The 23,199-nt window shown below is 60.5% G+C and carries 18 protein-coding genes, 1 tRNA gene and 7 pseudogenes; 16 read left to right on the forward strand and 10 right to left on the reverse strand.

Features of this window, described 5'->3' with window-relative positions; all coding sequences use genetic code 11:
• The first annotated feature begins 16 nt into the window (after window positions 1-16).
• The 10 genes and pseudogenes from trpC (at window position 17) to L0A91_RS03605 (ending at window position 7,380) form a co-directional block, all read left to right on the forward strand.
• Window positions 17-840, forward strand: a pseudogene (trpC, locus tag L0A91_RS03565) (indole-3-glycerol phosphate synthase TrpC).
• A pseudogene (gene trpB, locus L0A91_RS03570) lies at window positions 837-2,115 on the forward strand (tryptophan synthase subunit beta). The pseudogenes trpC and trpB overlap by 4 nt, the downstream one beginning before the upstream one ends.
• Window positions 2,112-2,894: pseudogene (gene trpA / locus L0A91_RS03575) on the forward strand (tryptophan synthase subunit alpha). The pseudogenes trpB and trpA overlap by 4 nt, the downstream one beginning before the upstream one ends.
• Before the next feature lie 49 nt (window positions 2,895-2,943).
• Window positions 2,944-3,363 carry a MauE/DoxX family redox-associated membrane protein gene (locus L0A91_RS03580; RefSeq protein ID WP_235245900.1) on the forward strand — a complete coding sequence of 140 codons (420 nt, stop codon included), beginning with the start codon at window positions 2,944-2,946 and terminating at the stop codon, window positions 3,361-3,363.
• Window positions 3,360-4,064: a thioredoxin domain-containing protein gene (locus L0A91_RS03585; protein WP_235245901.1), complete on the forward strand. Its 705-nt coding sequence runs from the start codon at window positions 3,360-3,362 to the stop codon at window positions 4,062-4,064. Before L0A91_RS03580 ends, L0A91_RS03585 begins: the two co-directional genes overlap by 4 nt.
• A gap of 25 nt (window positions 4,065-4,089) precedes the next feature.
• Window positions 4,090-4,311: a hypothetical protein gene (locus L0A91_RS18220; RefSeq protein ID WP_311197984.1), complete on the forward strand. Its 222-nt coding sequence runs from the start codon at window positions 4,090-4,092 to the stop codon at window positions 4,309-4,311.
• The gene (locus tag L0A91_RS03590) at window positions 4,308-4,976 is read left to right on the forward strand and encodes a prolipoprotein diacylglyceryl transferase family protein (protein ID WP_311197985.1); all 669 of its coding nucleotides are present in this window, start codon (window positions 4,308-4,310) and stop codon (window positions 4,974-4,976) included. The genes L0A91_RS18220 and L0A91_RS03590 overlap by 4 nt, the downstream gene beginning before the upstream one ends.
• A 72-nt stretch (window positions 4,977-5,048) precedes the next feature.
• A pseudogene (pyk, locus tag L0A91_RS03595) lies at window positions 5,049-6,505 on the forward strand (pyruvate kinase).
• Between the two features lie 27 nt (window positions 6,506-6,532).
• Window positions 6,533-6,615: transfer RNA gene (locus L0A91_RS03600), tRNA-Leu, on the forward strand.
• A 114-nt stretch (window positions 6,616-6,729) separates the two neighbouring features.
• On the forward strand, window positions 6,730-7,380 hold the full coding sequence (locus L0A91_RS03605) for an ANTAR domain-containing response regulator (protein ID WP_235246513.1): 651 nt from the start codon (window positions 6,730-6,732) through the stop codon (window positions 7,378-7,380).
• Window positions 7,381-7,463: 83 nt separating this feature from the next.
• Here L0A91_RS03605 and L0A91_RS03610 read toward each other — a convergent pair whose 3' ends face one another.
• Together L0A91_RS03610 and L0A91_RS03615 are read right to left on the reverse strand one after the other, a co-directional pair.
• Entirely contained in the window at window positions 7,464-8,207 is a 744-nt protein-coding gene (locus L0A91_RS03610; RefSeq protein WP_397333844.1) for a DUF554 domain-containing protein, read from the reverse strand.
• A 73-nt stretch (window positions 8,208-8,280) separates the two neighbouring features.
• Window positions 8,281-8,715 carry a hotdog fold thioesterase gene (locus tag L0A91_RS03615; RefSeq protein WP_235245903.1) on the reverse strand — a complete coding sequence of 145 codons (435 nt, stop codon included), beginning with the start codon at window positions 8,713-8,715 and terminating at the stop codon, window positions 8,281-8,283.
• A 19-nt stretch (window positions 8,716-8,734) separates the two neighbouring features.
• Between L0A91_RS03615 and polA the strand changes: the two are divergent.
• Window positions 8,735-11,418, forward strand: a pseudogene (gene polA, locus L0A91_RS03620) (DNA polymerase I).
• A 176-nt stretch (window positions 11,419-11,594) separates the two neighbouring features.
• The gene (locus L0A91_RS18225) at window positions 11,595-11,783 is read left to right on the forward strand and encodes a hypothetical protein (RefSeq protein WP_311197987.1); all 189 of its coding nucleotides are present in this window, start codon (window positions 11,595-11,597) and stop codon (window positions 11,781-11,783) included.
• Here the strand turns inward: L0A91_RS18225 and L0A91_RS18230 are convergent.
• On the reverse strand, window positions 11,780-12,238 hold the full coding sequence (locus tag L0A91_RS18230; protein ID WP_311197988.1) for a class I SAM-dependent methyltransferase: 459 nt from the start codon (window positions 12,236-12,238) through the stop codon (window positions 11,780-11,782). The genes L0A91_RS18225 and L0A91_RS18230 overlap by 4 nt on opposite strands.
• Window positions 12,239-12,407: 169 nt before the next feature.
• Between L0A91_RS18230 and rpsA the strand changes: the two genes are divergently transcribed.
• Window positions 12,408-13,931 (forward strand): 30S ribosomal protein S1, encoded by a 1,524-nt coding sequence (gene rpsA, locus L0A91_RS03630; RefSeq protein WP_235245904.1) that lies wholly within the window; start codon window positions 12,408-12,410, stop codon window positions 13,929-13,931.
• Window positions 13,932-14,140: 209 nt separating this feature from the next.
• On the forward strand, window positions 14,141-14,737 hold the full coding sequence (locus tag L0A91_RS03635; RefSeq protein WP_235245905.1) for a tetratricopeptide repeat protein: 597 nt from the start codon (window positions 14,141-14,143) through the stop codon (window positions 14,735-14,737).
• Here the strand turns inward: L0A91_RS03635 and L0A91_RS03640 are convergent.
• Window positions 14,730-16,453, reverse strand: a pseudogene (locus L0A91_RS03640) (BCCT family transporter). The gene L0A91_RS03635 and the pseudogene L0A91_RS03640 overlap by 8 nt on opposite strands.
• Window positions 16,454-16,712: 259 nt before the next feature.
• On the opposite strand from L0A91_RS03640, the pseudogene uvrB reads away from it, so the two are divergent.
• Both uvrB and L0A91_RS03650 read left to right on the forward strand, forming a co-directional pair.
• Window positions 16,713-18,810 (forward strand): annotated as a pseudogene (uvrB, locus tag L0A91_RS03645) (excinuclease ABC subunit UvrB).
• A gap of 289 nt (window positions 18,811-19,099) precedes the next feature.
• Complete coding sequence (locus tag L0A91_RS03650; RefSeq protein WP_235245906.1) at window positions 19,100-20,110, forward strand: TerC family protein; 1,011 nt, start codon at window positions 19,100-19,102, stop codon at window positions 20,108-20,110.
• A gap of 7 nt (window positions 20,111-20,117) precedes the next feature.
• On the opposite strand, the gene L0A91_RS03655 is transcribed toward L0A91_RS03650, so the two are convergent.
• From L0A91_RS03655 to L0A91_RS19525, 6 genes are all read right to left on the reverse strand, one after another.
• Window positions 20,118-20,546, reverse strand: a complete 429-nt coding sequence (locus L0A91_RS03655; protein ID WP_235245907.1) for a GNAT family N-acetyltransferase — start codon at window positions 20,544-20,546, stop codon at window positions 20,118-20,120.
• A gap of 9 nt (window positions 20,547-20,555) precedes the next feature.
• On the reverse strand, window positions 20,556-20,924 hold the full coding sequence (locus L0A91_RS03660; protein WP_311197989.1) for an EamA family transporter: 369 nt from the start codon (window positions 20,922-20,924) through the stop codon (window positions 20,556-20,558).
• Window positions 20,831-21,475: a DMT family transporter gene (locus L0A91_RS03665; protein ID WP_235245909.1), complete on the reverse strand. Its 645-nt coding sequence runs from the start codon at window positions 21,473-21,475 to the stop codon at window positions 20,831-20,833. Before L0A91_RS03665 ends, L0A91_RS03660 begins: the two co-directional genes overlap by 94 nt.
• Window positions 21,469-21,600: a hypothetical protein gene (locus L0A91_RS18235; protein ID WP_311197990.1), complete on the reverse strand. Its 132-nt coding sequence runs from the start codon at window positions 21,598-21,600 to the stop codon at window positions 21,469-21,471. Before L0A91_RS18235 ends, L0A91_RS03665 begins: the two co-directional genes overlap by 7 nt.
• Window positions 21,600-22,175: an MBL fold metallo-hydrolase gene (locus L0A91_RS03670; protein WP_311197991.1), complete on the reverse strand. Its 576-nt coding sequence runs from the start codon at window positions 22,173-22,175 to the stop codon at window positions 21,600-21,602. The genes L0A91_RS18235 and L0A91_RS03670 overlap by 1 nt, the downstream gene beginning before the upstream one ends.
• A gap of 74 nt (window positions 22,176-22,249) precedes the next feature.
• Window positions 22,250-23,194: an FAD-dependent oxidoreductase gene (locus tag L0A91_RS19525; protein WP_397333845.1), complete on the reverse strand. Its 945-nt coding sequence runs from the start codon at window positions 23,192-23,194 to the stop codon at window positions 22,250-22,252.
• Between the last annotated feature and the right edge of the window lie 5 nt (window positions 23,195-23,199).

Below are 23,199 nucleotides of genomic sequence, written 5' to 3' on the forward strand. Positions count from 1 at the left end.
ACAAGAAATTTAGGGTATGAGTGTGGCCACCGTATTGCAGGACATCATTGAGGGCGTTCGTGAAGACCTGGAGGCGCGCAAATCTGTGTTGCCGTTAAGCGAGGTCAAGGCGGCCGCGCAAGCTGCCCCCGACGCTCGTAACGCATGGCACGCCTTGCAACAGCCAGGTCAGCTGCATGTGATCTCCGAAGTCAAGCGTTCTAGTCCGTCAAAGGTGCGCTTGCCCCGATTGCGGACCCCGCAGCGCTCGCTGCCGAGTATGAAGCAGGCGGTGCCACCGTGATCAGTGTTTTGACCGAACAGCGCCGTTTTGGCGGCAGCCTGGCAGACCTAGATGCGGTCCGGTCCCGCGTCCAGATCCCGGTGCTGCGCAAAGACTTCGTGGTCGACGAATACCAGATCTATGAGGCGAGGGCTCATGGTGCCGACCTGATTCTGCTGATCGTCGCCGCCCTAGACCAGGAGACGCTGGTCGCCTTCCTCCACCTCGTGGAGGAGTTGGGGATGCATGCCCTGGTTGAGGTCCATGACGAGGCCGAAACGCATCGAGCGCTGGAGGCCGGCGCCCGAATCGTCGGGGTAAACGCCCGCAATCTCAAGACCTTAGAGGTCGATATCAATACCTTTGGCGCATTGGTGCCGCTGCTGCCAGAGCACGTCGTGAGCGTTGCTGAATCAGGTGTCCGCGGGTTGTCAGACGCGACGATGTATGCCGTGCAAGGCGCCGACGCTGTGCTGGTTGGCGAGAGGCTCGTCACGGGTGGGCGCCCGCAGCAGGCCGTGGCCGAAATGACGAAGGCCGGCAATAGTCCGGCCACAGAAGGAGTGCTCAACTCATGACTGAGGTTACTAAGCCGAGCCCTGACGCTTCGCTGGCCGATTCCTTGCCGAGCGGCATCCCTGCTTCGGCTGCTGGTCGTTTCGGTGAGTTTGGCGGGCGCTATGTCCCCGAAGCACTTGTCGCCGCGTTGGATGAGCTTGACGAGGCGCGCCTGGCCGCGATGTCCGACCCAGAGTTTCAGACCGAACTAGCCGCGCTGCATCGTGAATACACCGGGCGACCCAACCCCTCACCGAAGTGCCGCGCTTTGGCAAACATGCTGGTGGCGCGCGCGTCTTCTTAAAGCGTGAAGACCTCAACCACACCGGTTCGCACAAAATCAACAACGTTCTTGGCCAGGGTCTGCTGGCTCGCAAAATGGGCAAGACTCGACTGATTGCCGAAACCGGAGCGGGTCAGCACGGCGTTGCTTCGGCGACGGTCGCCGCATACCTGGGTATGGAGTGCGTCGTCTACATGGGGCGGGTGGACACCGAGCGGCAGGCTCTGAACGTCGCTCGCATGGAGTTATTGGGCGCCACCGTCATGCCCGTTGACCACGGCAGCGCGACCCTCAAGGACGCGATCAACGAGGCGATGCGTGACTGGGTCACGAATGTCGAACACACCCACTACTTGCTGGGCACGGTGACGGGGCCGCACCCTTCCCGACCATGGTGCGCGATTTTCACGCAATTATTGGCCAAGAAGCGCGCGAGCAGATTTTGTCCGCAACGGGTGCATTGCCGGATGTTGTCCTGGCGTGCGTCGGTGGCGGCTCCAATGCAATGGGCATCTTCCACGCGTTTATCGACGACGCCGAGGTGCGGCTTGTTGGCCTGGAAGCCGGCGGTCTCGGAGTCTCCACCGGCAAGCACGCCGCACGGTTTGCCAGTGGTGAGCCAGGGGTCTTGCACGGTGCAGCGACATATGTGTTACAGGACGAAGACGGCCAAACCCTTGACTCACACTCGGTGTCGGCCGGTATGGACTATCCCTCCGTTGGCCCTGAGCACGCCTATTTGCACTCGATTGGGCGGGCTGAATACCAGTCGGTGACTGACGATGAGGCGATGGAGGCATTCTCGGTGTTGTCCAAAACCGAGGGCATCATTCCGGCCATCGAAAGCGCGCACGCATTGGCAGGAGCCATGCGCATCGGACAGGAGTTGGGCCCAGACACCACCATGATCGTGAACCTTTCTGGCCGAGGGGACAAAGACGTGGCTACTGCGGCCCGCTGGTTTGGCCTGCTCAGTTCGCAGGAAAACAGCAACCAAGGGGAACCCTCATGAACGCGCTCGAACAGGTCTTTGCTGAATGCCGCGACGAAGGGCGCTCTGCTCTGGTCGGCTACCTTCCCGCTGGCTACCCCGATCGTGAGGGAGCACTTGCCGCGGTGACCGCACTCGCAGAGGCCGGTGCCGACATCGTTGAAGTAGGCGTTCCCTACAGCGACCCTTTGATGGATGGGCCCGTGATCCAGGCCGCTGCCGAGCAGGCCCTGGACAACGGTTTTCGGTTTGCCGACCTCTTTGACTGCGTCGCTGCGGTGAAAGCTGCCGGGGCCGTGCCCGTCGTCATGAGCTATTGGAACCCCGTCCTGCGGTATGGCGTGCAGCGCTTTGCCGCTGATCTTGCGGCAGCCGGTGGTGCAGGTTTGATCACCCCGACCTCATCCCTGATGAAGGGGGTCGTGGATCGAGGCTGCGCGCGGCCAGGACGTCGGCACGATTTTCCTCGTTGCACCATCTTCGACCGATGCGAGATTGGCAATGACGGCCAAGGCGTGCCGCGGCTTCATCTACGTGGCCTCCACCATGGGGGTCACCGGAGCCCGCACGAGCATCGGCGACGGAGCCGAAAACTCATTGCGCGGACTCGAGCGGTCACCGACCTGCCGCTGTGTGTCGGTCTCGGCGTATCAACCGGTGCGCAGGCACGTGAGGTGGCTGCCTTCGCCGATGGAGTCATCGTGGGCTCCGCGCTCGTCGCGGCCCTGCGCGATGACCCGAGTCTGGGTGCTTTGCGCGGGCTGACCGAAGAGCTAGCTCAGGGCGTCCGCCAGGGATGAAGCCACTGCCTGCCGTGCTCGGAGTAGCGGCCAGACTTGCCCTTGGGGAGTGCTGGTCGCTGCAGGCGGCATCAAGGTCGTGGACCTGGACGCATCGGTTCGTTCCGTTGTGGCTTACGACCTCTTTAGCTATCCGCTTGCTGAGTTTATTGGCATCACTTTGCCGATCATCGAGATCGCGCTCGGCTTGCTGCTTATCATCGGCCTGCTCACCCGCCCGAGTGCGGCTCTCGGCGCTGTGCTCATGGTTGTATTTATCGCCGGAATCGCCTCGGCATGGGCCCGCGGGCTGACGATTGACTGCGGGTGCTTTGGTGACGGCGGGCCCGTGTCGGAGAATCAAACTAAATATGCCCAGGAAATAGCCCGGGATATCGGTTTAGCCTTGGCTGGCCTTTATCTTGTTATCCGTCCGCGAACGCTTTTTGCGCTGGACAACAAACTCCAACCAGACAGGAACTCCCAATGACGCGTCCTCCCGCGCCGAAAGCCACGACACAGCCCCCAGGCGCTCCCATTGGCTTGATTGCTGGCGTCGTTGCAGCGGTTATCGCTTTGGTCGCAGTTGTGGTGTTTCTCGCGGTTCGTGATGACAGCCCCACCGCTGTTGGGTCGGCGGCGAGTCTGCCGGCCGGTGGGGGCGTGGTGGTGAATGAAGATGCCCCAGAAGACGCCATCGAAGTCCATATTTTCGAAGACTTCCAGTGTCCTTTTTGCGGCGTCTTAGAAAACTCGATCAGTGACCAGGTGAAGGAGGCGGTCGCAGCAGACGAGATCAAGATGACCTACACCTTCATGACCTTTTTGGACAGCAACCTCGGGAACGACTCTTCCTCGCGGGCCGCAAACGCCGCGGTGTGTTCCTCGGACGCGGGCATCTTGTTGGACTGGCACGCCAGCGTCTTTGAGGTTCAGCCAAGCGAAGGGGCTGGCTACACCGACGAGACCTTCACCCGAGCCGCTGAAGAGGCAGGCCTGAGCGGCACCGAACTCGAGACGTTCAACTCCTGTATGGCCGACGGAACCTATGACGACTACGTCGAGGACATGGCCACCGCGGCCAACGAGGCCGGCGTGACCAGCACTCCAACCGTCATCGTCAATGGCGAGGTTGTTTCTCCCGAAGACATCAATACCTTGATGGAAGATGGCACCACCTTGACTCAGTGATCGCCAACTACGGTCAGGGACGTTGATGAACTTGCCCCTAGCCATACCGAGTCCTGACCAAGCGGTCTGGATGCTTGGGCCGTTCCCGATTCGGGCGTATGCCTTCTGCATCCTGCTCGGCATCGTCGCAGCGGTAGTAATCACTAGTCGTCGGTTTATTGCGCGGGGCGGCACCGGGGAAGAGATCTATGACATCGCCCCTGGGCTATTGCCTTCGGCATCATTGGTGGCCGGATCTATCACGTGATTTCGAGTCCCCGGCCCTATTTTGGTGAAAACGGCAACTTCGTCGATGCCTTCAAAATTTGGGAAGGCGGGCTTGGTATTTGGGGTGCGATCGCGTTGGGGGCAGTCGGGGCATACATCGGCGCCCGGCGTCATGGGCATTCCTTTGGTGACCTTGCTGATGCATTGGCGCCAGGGCTGTTAGTCGCTCAGGCTATGGGGCGGTGGGGAAACTGGTTCAACAATGAGCTGTATGGCGGCGCGTCTGATGCGCCATGGGCGCTGACGATCCATGAGTGGGACGGCGGGGCGGGAAGGGCTGTCGTTGACGCCGCGGGCAACCCCGTGGTGTTGGGGACCTTCCAACCCACCTTCTTGTATGAATCGCTATGGTGCATTGTCGTGGCCATCGGCTTGGTGCTCCTTGATCGACGAGTCCGGTTGGCCCGAGGACAAGTGTTTTCGCTCTACATGATGGGTTACACGGCGGGGCGCTTGGTGATCGAATTGATGCGCACCGACCCAGCAGAGATCATCTTTGGCCAGCGGATCAACGTGTGGGTCTCGATTGGCGTGTTCTTGATCGGGCTGGCGCTCTTCCTCTGGCAGGGGCGTCAAGGAGACTATCCGCAGCGCGGATACCGTAGTAGCGAGGATCCGTCAACGGTGGAAACTGCTAAATCCTGACGTTCCACCTCTGACTTAGGACATGGTCGGGTTGATTGTCTTGTCGATGGGATTGGGGCATAGGCTGTTCCTATGCGTCGCGCCAAGATTGTTTCAACCCTCGGTCCTGCCGTGGACACCTATGACCAGATCCGTGCGCTCGTCACGGCTGGCATGGATGTCGCCCGGCTCAACCTGTCCCACGGGGCACACAGTGAGCACGAAAGGCGCTACCAGATGGTGCGCCAGGCAGGAGATGAAGTCGGCCATGCCGTCGCCGTCCTCGCCGACCTGCAAGGCCCAAAGATTCGAACCGCACGCTTTGCCGACGGCCCGGTCACTCTGGCCACCGGAGACACCTTCACGATTACGACGCGCGACGTCCCTGGAGACGTCCACGAGGTTGGCACCACGTTTGAGGGTCTGCCAGCCGACGTAGCTGTCGGCGACGACCTTTTGATTGACGATGGCAAGATCCACCTTCGCGCCATAGAGGTAACCGACACCGATGTGCGGACCACCGTCTTGATTGGTGGCGAGATTTCCAACAACAAGGGCATCAACCTGCCTGGCACTGCCGTCAATGTCGCTGCGCTGAGCGAAAAGGATGCCGACGACTTGCGGTGGGCGCTGCGCACCCGCGTCGACATCATTGCGCTCTCGTTCGTGCGGTCGGCCGAAGACATCGAGCCAGTGCATCGCATCATGGATGAAGAAGGTGTCCGGTTGCCGGTAATCGCCAAGATCGAGAAGCCGCAGGCCGTTGAAAATCTTGAAGGCATCGTGGCCGCTTTTGACGGCATCATGGTGGCCCGAGGCGACTTGGGTGTCGAGTTGCCCCTCGAGCAGGTGCCGTTGGTGCAAAGGAAGCCATTGAGATGGCTCGCCGCAACGCCAAGCCGGTGATTGTGGCAACACAGGTCCTCGAGTCGATGATCACCAACGCTCGCCCCACGCGCGCTGAAGCGAGCGACTGCGCCAACGCGGTCCTTGACGGCGCAGACGCAATCATGCTGTCGGGGGAGACCAGCGTGGGCGATTGGCCCATTAAGGCCGTCGAGGTGATGGCCACCATTATCGAAAACACCGAAGAGCACGCGCTCGACCGGATCCGGCCACTGGGCAGCAAGCCCAAGACGACTGCCGGTGCCGTCACGCGCGCCGCAGCGAGCATTGCTGACGTCTTGGACGTCGCATACATGGTGACCTTCACCAAGTCTGGCGACAGCGCACGACGGATGGCTCGCTTGCGCTCACGTGTGCCCATGCTTGCGTTCACCTCCCGAGGCTTCGACGCGTTCGCAGTTGGCGATGACGTGGGGTGTTGAGACATTCCTCACAGACTTGGTCGCGCATACAGACGATATGGTGATGCAGGTCGATGAGGCACTTCTTCGTGAGAAGCGGTGCGTTGAGGGCGATGTGGTTATCATCGTTGCTGGCTCTCCCCCGGAGTTGCAGGCTCAACCAATGCTCTGCGACTACACCGCGTCGGCGACGCTGTGTATGGCCGGGCTGAGGCATATGCCCGGATGCGTGAAGGACAGTAAATTGGGGGTATAGTTCTTTTGGCCCCAGCCGGGGTGGTGGAATGGCAGACACGGAGCACTCAAAATGCTTTGCTCGAAAGGGCGTGCGGGTTCAAATCCCGCTCCCGGCACTCGTATGACCTCAGCACGACCGTAGACCCAGCAGATTCGTTGCTCACGGACAGGTGTCACTGATGACCGAAAAGCCCGCCTCAAGCGAGACGGACGATCAAGTCCCAGAGGCAATGGCCACCCCAACGCCCGCGGACATGCCGCGCAATGTGGCTCCGCAGCCCAAGGGATTGCGGATCGTTGTCGCTGAAGATGAAGCCTTGATCCGCTTGGATCTCTCCGAAATGCTTGAAGAGGCTGGCCACATCGTCGTCGCTCAAGCTTCTGACGGTGAACAGGCCATCGCAGCAGCGCGCGAGCACACACCAGACGTTGTCGTCATGGACGTCAAGATGCCTGGGATGGATGGCATCACCGCTGCCGAGGTCCTCGGCAACGAGAGCCTGGCGCCCGTCGTTATGTTGACTGCTTTCTCCGACCGTGAGTTGGTTGAGCGGGCCCGCGACGCTGGCGTGATGTCTTACGTCGTCAAGCCTTTCAGCGCTCACGACGTCCTCCCGGCTCTCGATATCGCTCGCGCCAGGTGGCAAGAGCGTCAGGCCTTGGCGGACGAAGTTTCTGATCTGACGGAGCGCTTCGAGACGCGTAAGCGGTTGGACCGAGCTAAGGGCCTGCTGATGCAGCAGTTGAAGTTGTCGGAGGGCGACTCCTTCCGGTGGATTCAGAAAGCAGCGATGGATCGGCGCTTGTCGATGCGCGAGGTCGCCGACGCCGTGATCTCAGGTATGGGCACCAAAAGTAGGGCAAAAGAGCCCAGATCGTGAAAGAGGGGTAACCAGCGCGCTGGCTACTCCTCTTTCGTCCTGAATCTAGGTAAACGATGCCAGGACGCTCACCAGGACTGGCGCTACCAAATGGCCGGCAGCATATCGCCAACCGGCACGTCCTTGATCCGCAACAAACGAAGGCCAATCCCCACCAAGAGCAAGCCACCAACCGCAGTGAGCGCGGCAATGTGGGCATCGGGGACGATCGATCCCAAGGCCACTCCGATCAAGGTGAGGCTGCCTTGAACGACACCAACGGATACGGCTGAGAAGAGCACGCCAACACCGAACGATGCGGCAAAGGCCATGGCGGCGAACAGGTCGAGGGATGACTTCAAGACCAGTTGGTCGATGCCGAGCCCTAGCCCGTCGCTCAACGAGCCCAGGATCGTCAAGGGACCAATGCAAAACAGCAGCGACGTGGTCAGCCAGCCCTCAATAAATCGTTCTCGGGCCGTGGGCTCGCCCAGCGGAGCGTGCTCATCAGTGACATCGGCTGTGCGCGAGACTTCTGTCGAAGCTGACGCGTGTCGGGACGTCCATCCTTGAATCACGCCAGCGAGCGCAGCCAGGCGGCGCTCAATGCCAAGCAGAGACCCGATGATGCCACCAATCAAGAGACTGCCAAGGACAACCAGCATGGGCACGCCCTCACCAACTGCTGCGACTAACGCTGGATTAGTGACTTCGACGGCGGATAGCCCGGCGACCAGCAGCGTGACGAGGCCCAACGCATCTGTGACAACCGACTTGACCCCCTCAGGCAAGCGATGGCCAAGCGCCATCCCGACGAGTGAACCGATGACGATGGTGATGATGTTGATGAGAGTCCCGACGCCGGAAAGGCTGCTTCCACGAGGATGACCTTAGATGGCTGCCGTGCCCATCAAGGAATGACTACTTCGAATCCTTGGGTTTGGGCAGGACAGCGCAAGTGATGCGCGCAGTGCAGCAGCGGCGATCTTGGTCATCGGTGATGACAATCTCGTAGGTGGCCATGGTGCGCCCACGGTGCAGGGGAGTGGCAACTCCGTAGACCCTTCCTGAGCGAACGGCACGGTGATGAGTGGCATTGATGTCAACGCCGACAGCGATTCCGGTAGGAGAGGCATGCAGCATCGATGCGATCGAGCCCAGAGTCTCGGCCAACACCACGCTGGCACCGCCGTGCAGTAGGCCATAGGGCTGCGTGTTGCCCTCAACCGGCATGGAGCCCCTCGTGAGATCTGCTGAGGCCTCGGTGATCTCGATGCCCATCAGTTCAGCGAGTGTGCCGTTGCCCATCTCGAGCAACTCTTCGGCGGACAGGCGGGATGTGGGGTTGTCAGTCATAGCGCCTAGGCTGCCACGTGTGAGTCGACTGCTGCTTCTTGACGGACATTCATTGGCCTATCGCGCCTTCTTTGCTCTACCCGCGGAGAACTTCTCCACCACAACGGGGCAAACGACCAACGCGGTGTATGGCTTCACCTCCATGCTGATTAATGTGCTGCGGGATGAAGCCCCCACGCACGTGGCGGTGGCCTTCGATAAATCTCGAGCAACCTTTCGCACCGCCGAATACGCCGAGTACAAGGCTGGCCGAGCAACGACTCCCTCTGAGTTCGCTGGTCAGGTGCCGCTGATTAAAGAGGTGCTTGACGCGCTCAAGATTGTTCATCTTGAGCTTGACGGGTTTGAGGCCGACGACATTTTGGCCACGTTGACCACCAAGCGCTCGACAACGGCACCGAGGTGCTCATCTGCTCCGGTGATCGGGACGCTATCCAGTTGGTGAGCCCAACTTCCACACTGCTCTATCCGCGTAAGGGTGTTTCCGACCTGGCGCGGATGACACCCGACGCAGTGCAGGAAAAGTATGGCGTCAGCCCGGACGAGTACAGCGATCTTGCTGCGATGGTGGGCGAGACTTCGGACAACCTGCCAGGCGTGCCCGGCGTGGGTCCCAAGACGGCGGCCAAATGGATCGCTAAGTTTGGCGGTCTCCCGGGCATTGTCGATTCAGCAGGCGAACTGCCTGGCAAGGCCGGTCAAGCCTTCCGTGATCACCTGGAAAACGTGCTGCGAAATCGCAAGTTGAACCGCCTCATACGAGACCTGGAATTGCCCGTTTCCTTGGCCGACACTGAACGGCACCAGTGGGACCGCGACGAGGTCCATCGGGTTTTTGACGGCTTGGAGTTCCGAGTTTTGCGCGACCGGCTCTTCGCTACCCTGGAATCTGGTGGCGAAGAGCCAGAGGGCCATGGTGGATTCGACGTTGAAGGTGTTTCGCTGGCAGCGGGGGAGTGCAGCGACTGGCTAGCCCAACATGCCGCTGCAGGTGTCCGCGTGGGTCTAGCCATGATCGGGCAAGTCAGCCGAGGAACAGGCGACATCCAAGGCCTCGCCTTGGCGACGGAAGAGAAGGCCGCTTACGTAGACCTCGCGGACACTTCTGCTGCCGATGAATCAGCGCTGGAGCAGTGGCTTGCATCAGCAGACACGGTCAAAGTTGCGCACGACTCAAAAGTGTTGATGCACGCCCTTGCGGCTCGCGGGCTGCCATTGAGCGCGGGGTTGGTTAGCGACACTGCCCTTGCTGCCTACCTCGTGCGACCCGATCAGCGGTCGTATGACCTGGGTGACCTGGTGCTGCGGTATGTGCAACGCGAGTTGATGCCTTCCCAGGACGCGGGTGCCTCGGATCAGTTGTCGCTCGATTTGGGTCAGGATGACTCGGCCGCGGCGCAGGAGTGCATGGTCCGCGCTAGAGCGACCCACGATCTGTCTGTCGCCTTAGACGACAAGTTGGCTGAGGTCGCGGCGATGGAGTTGCTGCAAACGATGGAGTTGCCCCTAGTCGGTGTGCTGGCGCGTATGGAGCAAGCTGGCATCGCGGCAGATGTCGAAGGGCTCCAGGCGCTTGAGTCGGAGTTTGCCGACCAAGTTGCTCAGGCGCAGCGCGACGCCTGGGACTCAATCGACGATGACACGATCAACCTCGGGTCTCCCAAGCAGTTGCAGACAGTGCTGTTCGAGACGTTGGGGCTGCCCAAGACCCGCAAGACCAAAACGGGCTACACCACCGATGCAGATGCTCTGGCCGGGCTATTCGCCAAGACCGAGCACCCCTTCCTGGAGGCATTGCTGCGGCACCGGGACGCCACTCGTTTACGTGTCACGGTGGAAGGGCTCCTGAAGTCCGTCTCGGACGACGGACGCATCCACACGACATACCAACAAACGATCGCTGCGACTGGACGCCTCAGTTCCACCGACCCCAATCTGCAGAACATCCCGATTCGGACTCAGGCAGGGCGCCGAATACGCGAAGTTTTCGTGGTCGGCCAGGGCTTCGACACTCTTCTGTCTGCTGACTACAGCCAGATCGAGATGCGGATCATGGCTGACTTGTCGGGCGACGATGCGCTGATCGAGGCCTTCCGATCTGGCGAAGACCTGCACCGCTTTGTTGGCTCACAGGTGTTTTCGGTGGAACCAGCCGACGTTACTGCTGAGATGAGGTCCAAGATCAAGGCCATGAGCTATGGCTTGGCCTATGGCCTGTCAGCGTTTGGTCTGTCAAAGCAGCTGACGATCTCAACCGAAGAGGCCAAGGGCCTGATGGACATGTACTTCCAGCGGTTCGGGGGAGTGCGTGACTATCTGCGCAACGTTGTGGACGAAGCTCGCCGGACGGGATACACCGAGACAATCCACGGTCGTCGCCGCTATCTGCCCGACCTCACCTCAGACAACCGCCAGCGCCGCGAAATTGCTGAACGGATGGCGCTCAACGCACCGATTCAGGGCTCTGCCGCCGACATCATCAAGGTAGCCATGCTTGGGGTCGAGGAGGCCCTGGTCTCAACCGGGTTGAAGTCTCGAGTGCTGCTGCAGGTGCACGACGAACTAGTGATTGAGGTCGCGCACGGTGAACGCGACCAGGTTGAGGAACTGGTGCGTGCGCAGATGGGTGCCGCCGCAGATCTCGCCGTGCCCCTGGACGTGAACGTCGGTGTTGGCCGCAGTTGGCACGACGCCGCGCACTAGTGCTGGTTGGGCTTGGTCGCCACGAAGATAGCGGTCCCTGGCAGGTAAGCGCCGCGCAACGGTGACCACCCGCCCCCCCCTGAAGTGTTGCTCGCTGGCCATTCCGGTTCGACCAAGTCCTCGAGGACTAGGCCTGCCCGGCGGATCTGTCGGACTCGGTCTCCCAAGGTGACGTGGTGCTCGACATAAGTTGCAGTGCCGTTCGCGTCACGCTCGACATATGGATCGCGGTCGAAGTAGGAGTGGGCGACACTGAGGCCGTCGGGGCCTGGCTCATCAAGGAAAGCCCACCGAATAGGGTGCGTCAGCGAGAATGCGAGCCTGCCACCGGGTTGCAAGACTCGGGCTACTTCGCGCAGGACTAGATGCGGATCAGCGACAAAGGTAAGGCGCCGTAGGCCGAGAAGGCGACGTCAAACGATTCGTCGGCAAACGGCAGCCCGGCCGCGTCGGCTGTCACGTAGCCATCCGGAGCAACGCCTTGCTCCTGGTCGATGTGTTGGCCAATCCGGAGCATTTCCAGAGACAGGTCACTGGCAATGGCTCGGGCGCCCTGGTCAGAGCACCAGCGGGCACCTTGGCCCGAGCCAGCACCGAACTCCAGCACATCGCGATCTTCGAGTGGCCCGAGCACTCCAAGCTCAGCCTCAGTGACCTGCTCTGGCCCCCAGGAGAGCCGCACATCGCCTAGCTGCTCCCCGTGCTCGCGGTAATAGGACGGTGCCTCTGCGTCCCACCAGCGCTGACTAGCCGAAACGCTCTCACCTTGGCCGAGGGGTTCGTGCCGAACGGAGCCTGAATCCTCGGGTTCGGTGTTCAATCCATCCTCCTTGGCGGCTATTTTGACCTGCACTTCTCCGACGCGTTAGGGTTGCTGTGCGCCAGGCGTGTGCCTTTGGCGTGCACAACTTGTCCATAAACGATGACTCGTTCGCGACAGTCGAGTCATCGTCCCACATCACATGTCCACACAACGGAGTCCCTTCTACATGACTGCCACTACGGCCGATAAGGCCACCCCCCAGATCGCGATCAATGACATCGGGTCTGAGGAAGAATTGCTTGCGGCGATCGACGCCACGATCAAAAACTTCAACGATGGCGACATCGTTCAGGGAATTATCGTCAAGGTCGACCGCGACGAAGTTTTGCTTGACATCGGCTACAAGACCGAGGGTGTTATCCCCTCGCGTGAGCTGGCCATCAAGCACGACGTCGACCCGTCCGAGGTTGTCACCGTTGGTGACGACGTCGAGGCCCTCGTTCTCCAGAAGGAGGACAAGGAAGGTCGTTTGATCCTGTCCAAGAAGCGTGCTCAGTACGAGCGTGCCTGGGGCTCGATCGAGAAGATCAAGGAAGAAGACGGTGTCGTCACCGGTACCGTCATCGAGGTCGTTAAGGGTGGCCTCATCCTTGACATCGGCTTGCGTGGCTTCCTGCCCGCATCGCTGGTCGAAATGCGTCGTGTCCGCGACCTTCAGCCGTATGTCGGCAAGGAGATCGAGGCCAAGATCATCGAGCTCGACAAGAACCGCAACAACGTTGTGCTTTCGCGTCGTGCATGGTTGGAGCAGACCCAGTCCGAGGTCCGCACCACCTTCCTCAAGGAGCTGCAGAAGAGCCAGGTTCGAACTGGCGTCGTCAGCAGCATCGTCAACTTCGGTGCATTCGTGGACCTGGGTGGCGGCGTCGACGGTCTGGTTCACGTCAGCGAGCTTTCCTGGAAGCACATTGACCACCCGGGCGAGGTCGTTGAGGTTGGCGACGACGTCAAGGTTGAGGTTCTCGACGTTGACATGGACCGCGAGCGTGTCTCGCTGTCGCTCAAGGCAACGCAGGAAGACCCGTGGCAGCACTTCGCACGCACCCACGCCATCGGCCAGGTCGTGCCGGGTAAGGTCACCAAGCTCGTTCCGTTCGGTGCGTTCGTGCGCGTCGAAGACGGCATCGAGGGCCTGGTGCACATCTCCGAGTTGGCCGAGCGCCACGTGGAGCTGCCCGAGCAGGTTGTTCAGGTCAACGCCGACATCTTCGTCAAGGTCATCGACATTGACCTTGAGCGTCGTCGGATCTCGCTGTCGCTGAAGCAGGCCAACGAGGCTGTTGCTGCCGAGTTCGACCCGACTCTGTACGGCATGGCCGCAGAGTACGACGAGCAGGGCAACTACAAGTACCCCGAGGGCTTCGACCCCGAGACCAACGAATGGCTCGACGGGTTCGACACGCAGCGCGAGAAGTGGGAAAAGGAGTACGCCGACGCTCACGAGCGCTGGGAAGCTCACAAGGCTCAGGTTGAGGCAGCCGCCGCAGCCGAGGCTGAGGCTGGCGACGAGGCTGCTGCTTCGTCCTCCAGCTCGAGCAGCTCCTCCTCCTCGTCTTCTTCGAGCAGCTCCTCTTCGTCGTCGAGTTCTTACTCCTCGGCAGCAGAGGCCGCTCCGGCAGATGACTCCGCTGGCACCTTGGCTTCGGACGAAGCCCTGGCTGCACTGCGCGAGAAGCTCACCGGTGGCTGAGGTTTAACCCTTAGCTAGTCCAGAAGCCCCGCTCACCCATTGGTGAGCGGGGCTTTCTGCCCGGTGGAGCGTGCGTGCTTGAGCCAAAGTGCGATTCGCGCATCTGCGCGCCGTTCGCATGGGTAAACACGCGAACCGGGCGCTTTACTGCGAATCGCACTGATGCGCACCAGCGCGTCGAGCTTGAGGCGATGTGGCAGGCTGTGCCGATGAGCGATGCTTTGTGGGATCAGAAGATCGAAGACTTCTACGAGCACGACTACGACGAAGACAATCCTGCCGGGGCGATCGCCATAATTGACCGGTTGGTGTCGGAGCGGCCACCGGGGGATGCCGCTGGCCTCTTTGAACTGGCAGCAGTTCGCGATTCATTTGGCCTCGAAGCAGAGGCTATCCCGCTCTATCGCGCGGCTCTGACAGCAGGGTTGAGAGGTGAGCGGGCTAATCGTGTGGTGATCCAACTAGCCAGTTCGCTGCGCAACGTCGGTCAGAGCACCGAGGCGGTGAGGCTGCTGGAGTCCCTAGACGATGCTGGGGTGGACGAGTCCGCTCGGCTGGCCTTCTTGGCTTTGGCCCAGTTTGATGAGGGCCGCCAAGGGGAGGCTCTGCGTACTGTCTTGCATGCGTTGATCCCGCATCTTGACGGCTACGGCAGAGCACTGGCTGAGTATGCGGACGCTCTGCCGCCCGGGGGGTGCAGGGCTAGCGTCGGTCCCTTTCGATCACGGCAGCAAAGGGCCATTGGTGGCTATCCACCAACGGCCCTTTGTCTGTGCGCCTCACTAGCGCGGCGACCTACTACTTAGAGTCGTTTGACTCAGAGTTGCTAGCGTCTCCATAGCCACTCACTGCAGCAGCGAATTCTTCACCAGAGTCTCCTGTGGTGAGTGTCTCTGCGGTCTCGTTTGCGAGTTCACGCAACAACACAGCATGCTCAAGGCGCAACTTCTCCTTGTGCTCTGCTCGCAACGCCTTGACCGTGGAAATCGCAGCCAAGATCATCACAATCGAGAACGGCGCAGCAGCCAAGATCGCGAGCGTTTGCATCGCAGCAAGACCGCCAGTGGCACCACCCTGGGCACCAGACCAGATCAAGGCTGCAGCGATAGCGCCCTCAAGCAGTGCCCAGAACACGCGGCTCCAGGTGGGTGGGTTCGGGCTTCCACCGTGCGCGATCATGTCGACCACGAACGAACCGGAGTCCGAGCTGGTGACAAAGAAGACAACGATCATCAGCAAAGCCATACCGGCCAAGATCGGACCGCCAGGCAGCCCTTCCAGCATCTGGAACAGCGCGGTGTCAGTGCTGACAACACCATCAACAATCAAGCCACCTTCGCCCTGGACCTCACGGTAGAGAGCGGTCCCGCCGAGGGTGACGAACCATGCCATGGTGAGCAGCGTCGGGACCAAGAGGACGCCGACGATGAACTCACGAACGGTACGGCCACGCGAGATACGCGCGATGAAGATACCGACGAATGGCGACCAGCTCATCCACCAGCCCCAGTAGTAGGTAGTCCAGCCGCCGAGCCAGGACTCGCCAGGCTCGCCCTGGTAGGGGAGGGTGTCGAAGCTCATGCCGATGAAGTTCTGGATGTAGTAACCCGTCGCCTCAACGAAGTCGCGGAACAGGAACAGCGTGGGCCCAAGGATCAGGACAGAGATCAGCATGATGCCGGCCAAGCCCAAGTTGATGTTGGACAGCCACTTCATGCCGGCGCCTAGTCCGGAAACCACAGACGCGGTGGCGATCAGCGTAATGGCGATGATCAATCCAACCTGCAGGCCTGCGGAGTTCTCGTCCGTGAAGCCCAGGAACGTTGTACCGGCACCGACCTGGCTGACACCGAAGCCCAGCGAGGTGGCAACACCGAACATGGTTCCGACGATGGCAACAACGTCGATGACGTCGCCCAACCAGCCCTTGACGCGGTCACCCAAGAGTGGCTGCAGCGCCCAGCGGATCGAGACCGGCAAGCCCCGGCGGTGCACGGCGTAGGCAACAGCCAAACCGACGACAACGTAGATCGCCCAAGCGTGGACTCCCCAGTGTAGGAAGGTCCGGCCCATGGCAGCGCTAGCCACATCGGCGTTGGAGCCCTCGACGCCGGGCGGTGGCGATGCGTAGTGGTTCAGGGCTCAGCAACGCCCCAGAACATCAGACCAATACCCATGCCAGCACTGAACAGCATGGCGAACCATGACACAGTGCTGAACTCGGGCTTTTCGTCATCGCGGCCAAGCTTGATCTCGCCAAAACGCGAGATAGCAAGCCAGCCACAGAAGACAATGAAGCCAAAGGTGATCAGGACGTAGTACCAGCCGAGGGTGTCGATAACTGACGACCCTGCGGTGCTGACCAGTTTGCTGGTGGCTTCGGGGGACACCAGAGCCACGATGACGACACCGATGATGATGGCGGCAGCCGGGTAGAAAACCCTTGGCGCCAACTTTGCGGCCTCGGCACCTGCTTCGCTACTCTTGCTGGCCGACTTCTCGGCCGTAGCAGTTTCTTTCACGGTTCTCCTCAGGGATCGTGATGGTTTACAGCCCGTGCGGTGACGGATCCGAGCGCATACAACCGCGGGAAGCGGGACGCACTGCGGTCAACGCGCAACTGTGCGCGCACAAGGCAAGAACTTTACTTTCTCATATATCCGTAGATATGACCAATGCACGCTGACCTTGGACTTGCCTGTCGTGCACCTGAATAGACGTTGGGAGGGGTGCCCACCTCCTGCTCAGGGGTCTGTCAGACCCCCGACCTACGATGTATGTATGCGCCCTACGACCGATCTGCAACGCACCGTTGCGCCCTTGACTGTCGAAGCCGAGTTTGATCCCAGCGGCGACCAGCCGAGGGCGATCAAAGAGCTGTCGACGCGGATCAAAGCCGGGGAGGAGAACGTCGTTTTGCTCGGTGCCACCGGCACCGGAAAGTCCGCGACGACGGCCTGGCTCATTGAAGAAGTGCAGCGCCCCACATTGGTGCTTGCTCCCAATAAGACGCTTGCGGCGCAGTTGGCTAACGAGTTTAGAGAGTTACTCCCAAATAACGCTGTCGAGTACTTCGTCTCCTACTACGACTATTACCAACCTGAGGCTTATGTCCCGCAGTCGGACACCTTCATCGAAAAGGACTCATCGGTCAACGATGAGGTTGAACGCCTGCGCCACTCGGCAACCAACTCTTTGTTGACCAGGCGAGATGTCGTTGTGGTCGCGTCGGTTTCCTGCATCTACGGTCTGGGGACTCCTCAGGAGTACGTCGACCGGATGGTTCGGCTGCGTGTTGGCGATGAGATGGAGCGAGATGATCTGCTGCGGCGCTTCGTCCAAATGCAGTACAACCGCAATGACATGGCCTTCACTCGAGGGACCTTTCGGGTTCGCGGCGACACGGTCGAGATCATCCCGCAGTACGAAGAATTGGCCATCAGGGTGGAGTTCTTCGGCGATGAGATCGAGCGCATCTACACCTTGCATCCGCTGACTGGTGAGGTCGTTCGCGAAGAGTCAGAAATGTACGTGTTCCCGGCGTCTCACTATGTGGCTGGCCCCGAGCGCATGGAGCGAGCAATCGGGACCATCGAGGCCGAGCTAGAAAAGCAGTTGGCCCAATTTGAGGCCGAAGGAAGCTCCTCGAGGCTCAACGACTGCGGATGCGCACTACCTACGATGTCGAGATGATGCGCCAAATCGGCTCATGCTCCGGTATCGAAAACTACTCTCTGCACATCGATGGCCGAGAGCGTGGATCAGCGCCGAACTGCCTCCTCGACTATTTCCCGGAAGACTTCTTGCTCGTCATCGACGAATCCCACGTGACGGTTTCGCAGATCGGCGCGATGTACGAGGGCGACATGTCGCGCAAACGCACTCTCGTCGATCACGGGTTCCGGCTCCCCAGCGCGATGGATAACCGCCCACTGAAGTGGGAGGAGTTTCTGGAGCGGATCGGCCAAACGGTGTATTTGTCGGCCACCCCGGGTGACTACGAGATGGCGAAGGCCGACGGTGTAGTCGAACAAATCATTCGACCGACCGGGCTCGTCGACCCCGAAGTCATCCTGAAGCCGACCAAGGGGCAGATTGACGACTTGTTGCATGAGATCAGTTTGCGAACGGCGAAGAACGAGCGAGTGCTCGTCACCACCTTGACCAAAAAGATGGCCGAGGACCTCACCGACTACCTGCTCGACAAGGGCGTTCGGGTGAGATATCTGCACTCAGAAGTCGACACGCTGCGACGCGTTGAGTTGTTGCGTGAGTTGCGGATGGGGGAGTACGACGTGCTCGTCGGCATTAACCTGCTGCGCGAGGGCCTCGACTTGCCAGAAGTCTCACTGGTCAGCATCCTGGACGCAGACAAAGAGGGCTTTTTGCGATCCTCCCGTTCGCTGATCCAGACAATCGGTCGTGCTGCCCGCAACGTCTCGGGCCAAGTTCACATGTATGCGGACAAGATGACCCCGTCCATGGAGCATGCCATTGACGAGACGAACCGCCGCCGATCGATGCAGGTCGCCTACAACAAAGAACACGGCGTTGACCCCCAACCGCTGCGCAAGAAGATTGCCGACATCACCGATCTACTCGAGCGGGAAGATGCCGACACCGAAGCTCTGATGGGCAGTGGGCGCAGCCAATCTCGTGGCAAGCGAAGTGCCGCTGGTGTGATGGCAGACGCGGAGGTTGCCGGTGGCCGCAAGCGTGAAGATCTGCCGGCTCGCGAATTGGCGGAGCTCATCCACCAGCTAACTGACCAGATGCACCAAGCAGCCACCGATCTGCATTTCGAGTTGGCTGCAAGACTGCGCGATGAAGTGTCTGACTTAAAAAGGAGTTGCGGGCCATGCGGGCCGCCACGGAGTAACAGAAGTAACCGAGGCAGGCTCTCTGCGGCAGAAGAGAATGGGATCTGCCGGACTTGGGTGGTTTCATTACGACCACAAGGGGATGCCGCCGTTCGAGGAGCCGGTTCTATGGCATCATTGCCGATGTCGGAGGGGAGTATCCCCGTTCAACGATTGCCTCGTCATCACGGTTGACAGTGCGGCGGTCAGCCACAGACGCTGTCCGCGACTCTGCCCGGGGAATCGGCCAAGTCATCACTTGGTGGGAGAGACCTCCGGTCAACTCAACGAAGACCGGAAGGCCTGTTCATGAACGTACCCACCTGGGTGTGGGCAATCAGCATCACGCTGGTTTCCCTTGTTTTTCTGTACGACATTGTCGTCTTAGGCCGTCGGCCACACGTGCCTCGCAACCGAGAAACTGGCACCGCGCTGGGCATCTACGTCGGTTCTGCCATCCTCTTTGGGCTGGGGGTTTGGTATTTCTCGGGCGGGCAGTTCGCTGGCGAATTCTACGCCGGATGGCTCACCGAATACTCCCTGAGCATCGACAACCTGTTTGTCTTCATCATCATCATGGCCAAGTTCGGTGTGCCCCGTAAGTTCCAGCAGGAGGCGCTCCTGATCGGTATCGTCATCGCGCTCTTCTTGCGTGCGATCTTTATCGCTGTTGGTGCAGCGGCGATTAACAACTTCTCCTGGGTGTTCTACATCTTTGGCGCCTTCCTGATTTACACGGCCATCAAACTCGCTCGCGAGAGCATGGCAGACGATGAGGAAGAAGAGTACGAAGAGAACGCACTGTTGAAGTGGGTTGAGAAGCGATTCCCGGTCACGCAGTCCTGGGACGCCGGGGTAAAGCTCCGCACTGTCGAGAATGGCAAAAAGGTTCTCACCCCCATGTTCATCGTGATCTTGGCGCTGGGCACCACTGACTTGCTGTTTGCCCTTGACTCGATCCCGGCAATCTTCGGCCTGACCCAAGAGCCGTATCTGGTCTTGATGGCGAATGTTTTCGCCTTGATGGGGCTGCGTCAGCTGTACTTCCTGATCGGCGGCCTGCTGCAGAGATTGGTCTATCTCAGCATCGGCCTGTCCATCTTGCTGGCTGTCATCGGCGTCAAGCTGATCATGCACGCGCTGCACGAAAACACCCTGCCGTTTATCAACGGCGGCGAGCACATTGAAGCCATCCCGGAGGTCCCGATCTGGCTCTCGTTGGTCCTGATCATCGGCATCCTGTCAATCACCGCCATTGCTAGCTTGATCAAGAGCAGCCGGGACGCTAAGAAGGAAGCCCTGAACAGCCCGACCGACTGAGAAACACCTAGCTCAACTCAACGCCCTTCATGCTGACAAAGGCATGAAGGGCGTTGTTCTTTAGGCCTGCGACGTCTGCAAAGCCTGCCGAGCGGTAGAGCGCATGCTGTGCTGGCTCATCATCGGTGAGCAACACCTGTTGACGCACATGGTCGAATCGGCTCAGACATTTTTGAATCAGCTGGCTACCGACGCCTTGGCCCTGGTGGTCTGGTCGGACCAGGATGTCTTGCAAATACATGATCGAGTAGTCATCGCTGACGCAACGGGCTAGGCCCACCAGACGTATCCCATCCCGAGCGGTGACCCAATAAGTCGACCGCCGCACGCCCTCAAAAAGATCCCGAGGCTGTGCGGTGTACGTCGACCAGCCGACCGAGTCATACAGCTCAACGAGTTCAGCCATCCCCAGCGTGTCGTGGTCAATGAGTTGCATGAGCCAAGGCTAAGGCCCAGTCGCGCCAGGTCCAGCGCTCTCATCGAGTGGGTTCGTCGTTGCGGCCGGCCCTCTCCTGCCCATGATCAAAATGCTGGCCATGACCACCAACGCCATCCCGCCCAGTTGGATGAGATCCAGGGTTTGGCCCAAAATAATCAGCCCCGCCAGCGCAGCAGCAGCGGGCTCCAGGGACAGCAACACCCCGAAGACGCCGGGCTTCAGGCTGCGCAATGCTAAGAGTTCAAGTGAGTAGGGGATCGCGGACGAGAGCAGAGCGATGCCTAGACCTCGTAGCAAAACCTCCCCTCGAGGAGTTGCGCCCCAGCGGTAAAGACACTGATGGGGACCAAAACGATGGACCCCAACACCAAGCAAATGGCAATCCCGTCAAGGCCGCCGAATCGCTGGCCGGTCTTACCGCTCAACACGATGTAGCCAGCCCAACAGGCCCCGGCGAGCAGCGCATACAAGATGCCGACGAAGTCGATCTCGGACCACGAGGTGCTGAAGATCTCGGAGATTAGCACCACGCCTAGGAGCGCGGCACCAACAGCGGCCAGGTCGCGCGCCTTGCGAGACAGCGCCGCAGCTAGCGTCAAGGGCCCCAGGAACTCAATAGTGACGGCGACGCCGATGGGCAGGCGCAGCAGTGATGCATAAAAGGCCAGGTTCATCACCGTCAGCGCGACCGCAAAGGCGGTCACCGTGGCCCAGTCTGACGATGTCCTCCCTAAGAGTTTGGGGCGGACAATCGCCATCAAAATGGCGGCGGCAAACGCCAACCGCAACGCCACGGACCCAATGACGCCAATGGTCGGCAATAGTGTGGCTGCCAAGGCTCCGCCGAACTGGACAGAGACGACCGCTGCCAGAACCAACACCACCGGGTTGGCTGGGGGCCGGTGGCCCTCAGTCGTTGCTACCACCCTCGGGCTTCCCATTCGTCCAAGAAGGGGCGCTCCTGACCGACTGTGGTGTTGTCGCCATGTCCAGGCATCACGATGGTGTCGTCGTCGAAGACGTCAAAAATCCGCGAGCGCAGGTCTGACATCAGTGACGCGAAATCTTGCGGGTTTGGGTGGCGCCCGGACCGCCGGGGAAGAGGCTGTCTCCAGTGAAGAGCACAGTCGGACTCCCCGCCGCAGAAAGGCAGAAGGCTGTCGATCCAGGAGTATGCCCTCGCAGAGCGATGGCTTTGAGTTTGAGGTCGCCTGCACGGAGCGAGTCTCCGTGTTGAAGTTTGAGGTCAGGGTGCACCGGCATACCGGCGGCATCAGCGACTCCGGCAGCTGACGTGCATGCGTAGCGCTGCACCACGTCGGTGAGGGCACGGTGGTGATCCCAGTGCGAATGCGTCGTGGCAACGGCATCAAGGCGACTGCTCTGGCTCTCAATAAGGCCGATAACGTTGTCGGGTTCGGCTGCGGCGTCGATCAAAATCTGCGCTTGCGTGGCCTGACTCGTCACCAGGTAGACGTTGTTGTTCATCTCAGACACGCTAATTTTGCGGACAGTCCAAGGCGCTGGTTGGTTGGCGCTGTGCGGAACATAGCCCCAGGCAGGATCACCGGGTGTGACATGACCAGGCCAGCCGGAATCTGCTGAACGCCGCTGAGAAACAGTCATGCCGGGCAGTCTATGAGTCATCGACTGCCCGGCATAAAACTGTTGATCAGATGCAGGTCAACAAGCCCTCGTTGCTACACAGTGATCGGGTTGTCGCTTGCCTTGACTGGCACCGGCAGGATGCTTGCACCGGTGAGGTATGCGTCGACGGTGGCTGCCGCCGCGCGGCCTTCAGCGATGGCCCAGACGATCAAAGACTGCCCTCGACCAGCGTCACCGGCAACGAAGAGTCCTTCTTCGCCGGGCACTGCGTAGTCATCTTCACGTTCGAAGTTGCCGCGTTTGGTGCGGGGGAGCAGGCCCGCGGGGTCAACCACTGAGTCGGGGCCGGTGAAGCCGAGTGCGATGAGCACCAGGTCGGCCGGAATCTCCCGCTCCGTGCCCGCATAGGCGTCGAACCGTCCGTCGATCCGCTCGCCCTCGACGATCTTGAGGGCACGCGTGGAACCGTCGTCGTTGGTAAGCACCTCAAGGGTGTTGACGCCAAACACGCGTTCGCCGCCTTCCTCATGAGAATCACCAACCCGGTGAATCAGCGGGTAGGTCGGCCATGGCTGGTGACCGGGACGCTCGTCGGTTGGCTGGAGTCGAATGTCCAGTTGGGTGACTGAGGCAGCTCCCTGGCGGATCGCGGTTCCGTAGCAGTCAGCCCCGGTGTCACCACCACCGACGATGACGACGTGCTTGCCCTCTGCGTCGATGCCTCGCTCGGCGCCCAGCGATTCTCGATTGGCGGGCACCAAATACTCCATCGCCGGGTAGACGCCTTCAGACTTCGCATTTTCGGCACCGATGTCCCGAGGGACTGTCGAGCCTGTTGCGAGGACGACGGCATCGAAACGTGAACGGAGATCTTCAAGGCTCAGGTGCCCCTCGGCCCCGATCGCCACACCCGTGCGGAAGCGAATGCCCTCGCCTCGCAACTGGACGAGTCGTCGGTCGATGACCGACTTTTCCATCTTGAACTCCGGGATGCCGTAGCGCAGCAAGCCGCCGACAGCGTCGTCGCGCTCATACACAATCA

The sequence above is a fragment of the Ornithinimicrobium sp. INDO-MA30-4 genome (genome assembly GCF_021535045.1).
Classification (GTDB): Bacteria; Actinomycetota; Actinomycetes; order Actinomycetales; family Dermatophilaceae; genus Ornithinicoccus.

Excerpts from the sequence above, each read along its gene's own strand:
- L0A91_RS03650 (WP_235245906.1), top strand. The coding sequence starts at position 19,100 with ATGAACGTACCCACCTGGGTGTGGGCAATCAGCATCACGCTGGTTTCC.
- L0A91_RS18235 (WP_311197990.1), bottom strand. The coding sequence starts at position 21,600 with ATGTCAGACCTGCGCTCGCGGATTTTTGACGTCTTCGACGACGACACC.
- L0A91_RS03670 (WP_311197991.1), bottom strand. The coding sequence starts at position 22,175 with ATGACTGTTTCTCAGCGGCGTTCAGCAGATTCCGGCTGGCCTGGTCAT.
- L0A91_RS03615 (WP_235245903.1), bottom strand. The coding sequence starts at position 8,715 with ATGACTGACAACCCCACATCCCGCCTGTCCGCCGAAGAGTTGCTCGAG.
- L0A91_RS03605 (WP_235246513.1), top strand. The coding sequence starts at position 6,730 with ATGGCCACCCCAACGCCCGCGGACATGCCGCGCAATGTGGCTCCGCAG.
- L0A91_RS03655 (WP_235245907.1), bottom strand. The coding sequence starts at position 20,546 with ATGCAACTCATTGACCACGACACGCTGGGGATGGCTGAACTCGTTGAG.
- rpsA (WP_235245904.1), top strand. The coding sequence starts at position 12,408 with ATGACTGCCACTACGGCCGATAAGGCCACCCCCCAGATCGCGATCAAT.
- L0A91_RS03585 (WP_235245901.1), top strand. The coding sequence starts at position 3,360 with ATGACGCGTCCTCCCGCGCCGAAAGCCACGACACAGCCCCCAGGCGCT.
- L0A91_RS03635 (WP_235245905.1), top strand. The coding sequence starts at position 14,141 with ATGAGCGATGCTTTGTGGGATCAGAAGATCGAAGACTTCTACGAGCAC.
- L0A91_RS18220 (WP_311197984.1), top strand. The coding sequence starts at position 4,090 with ATGAACTTGCCCCTAGCCATACCGAGTCCTGACCAAGCGGTCTGGATG.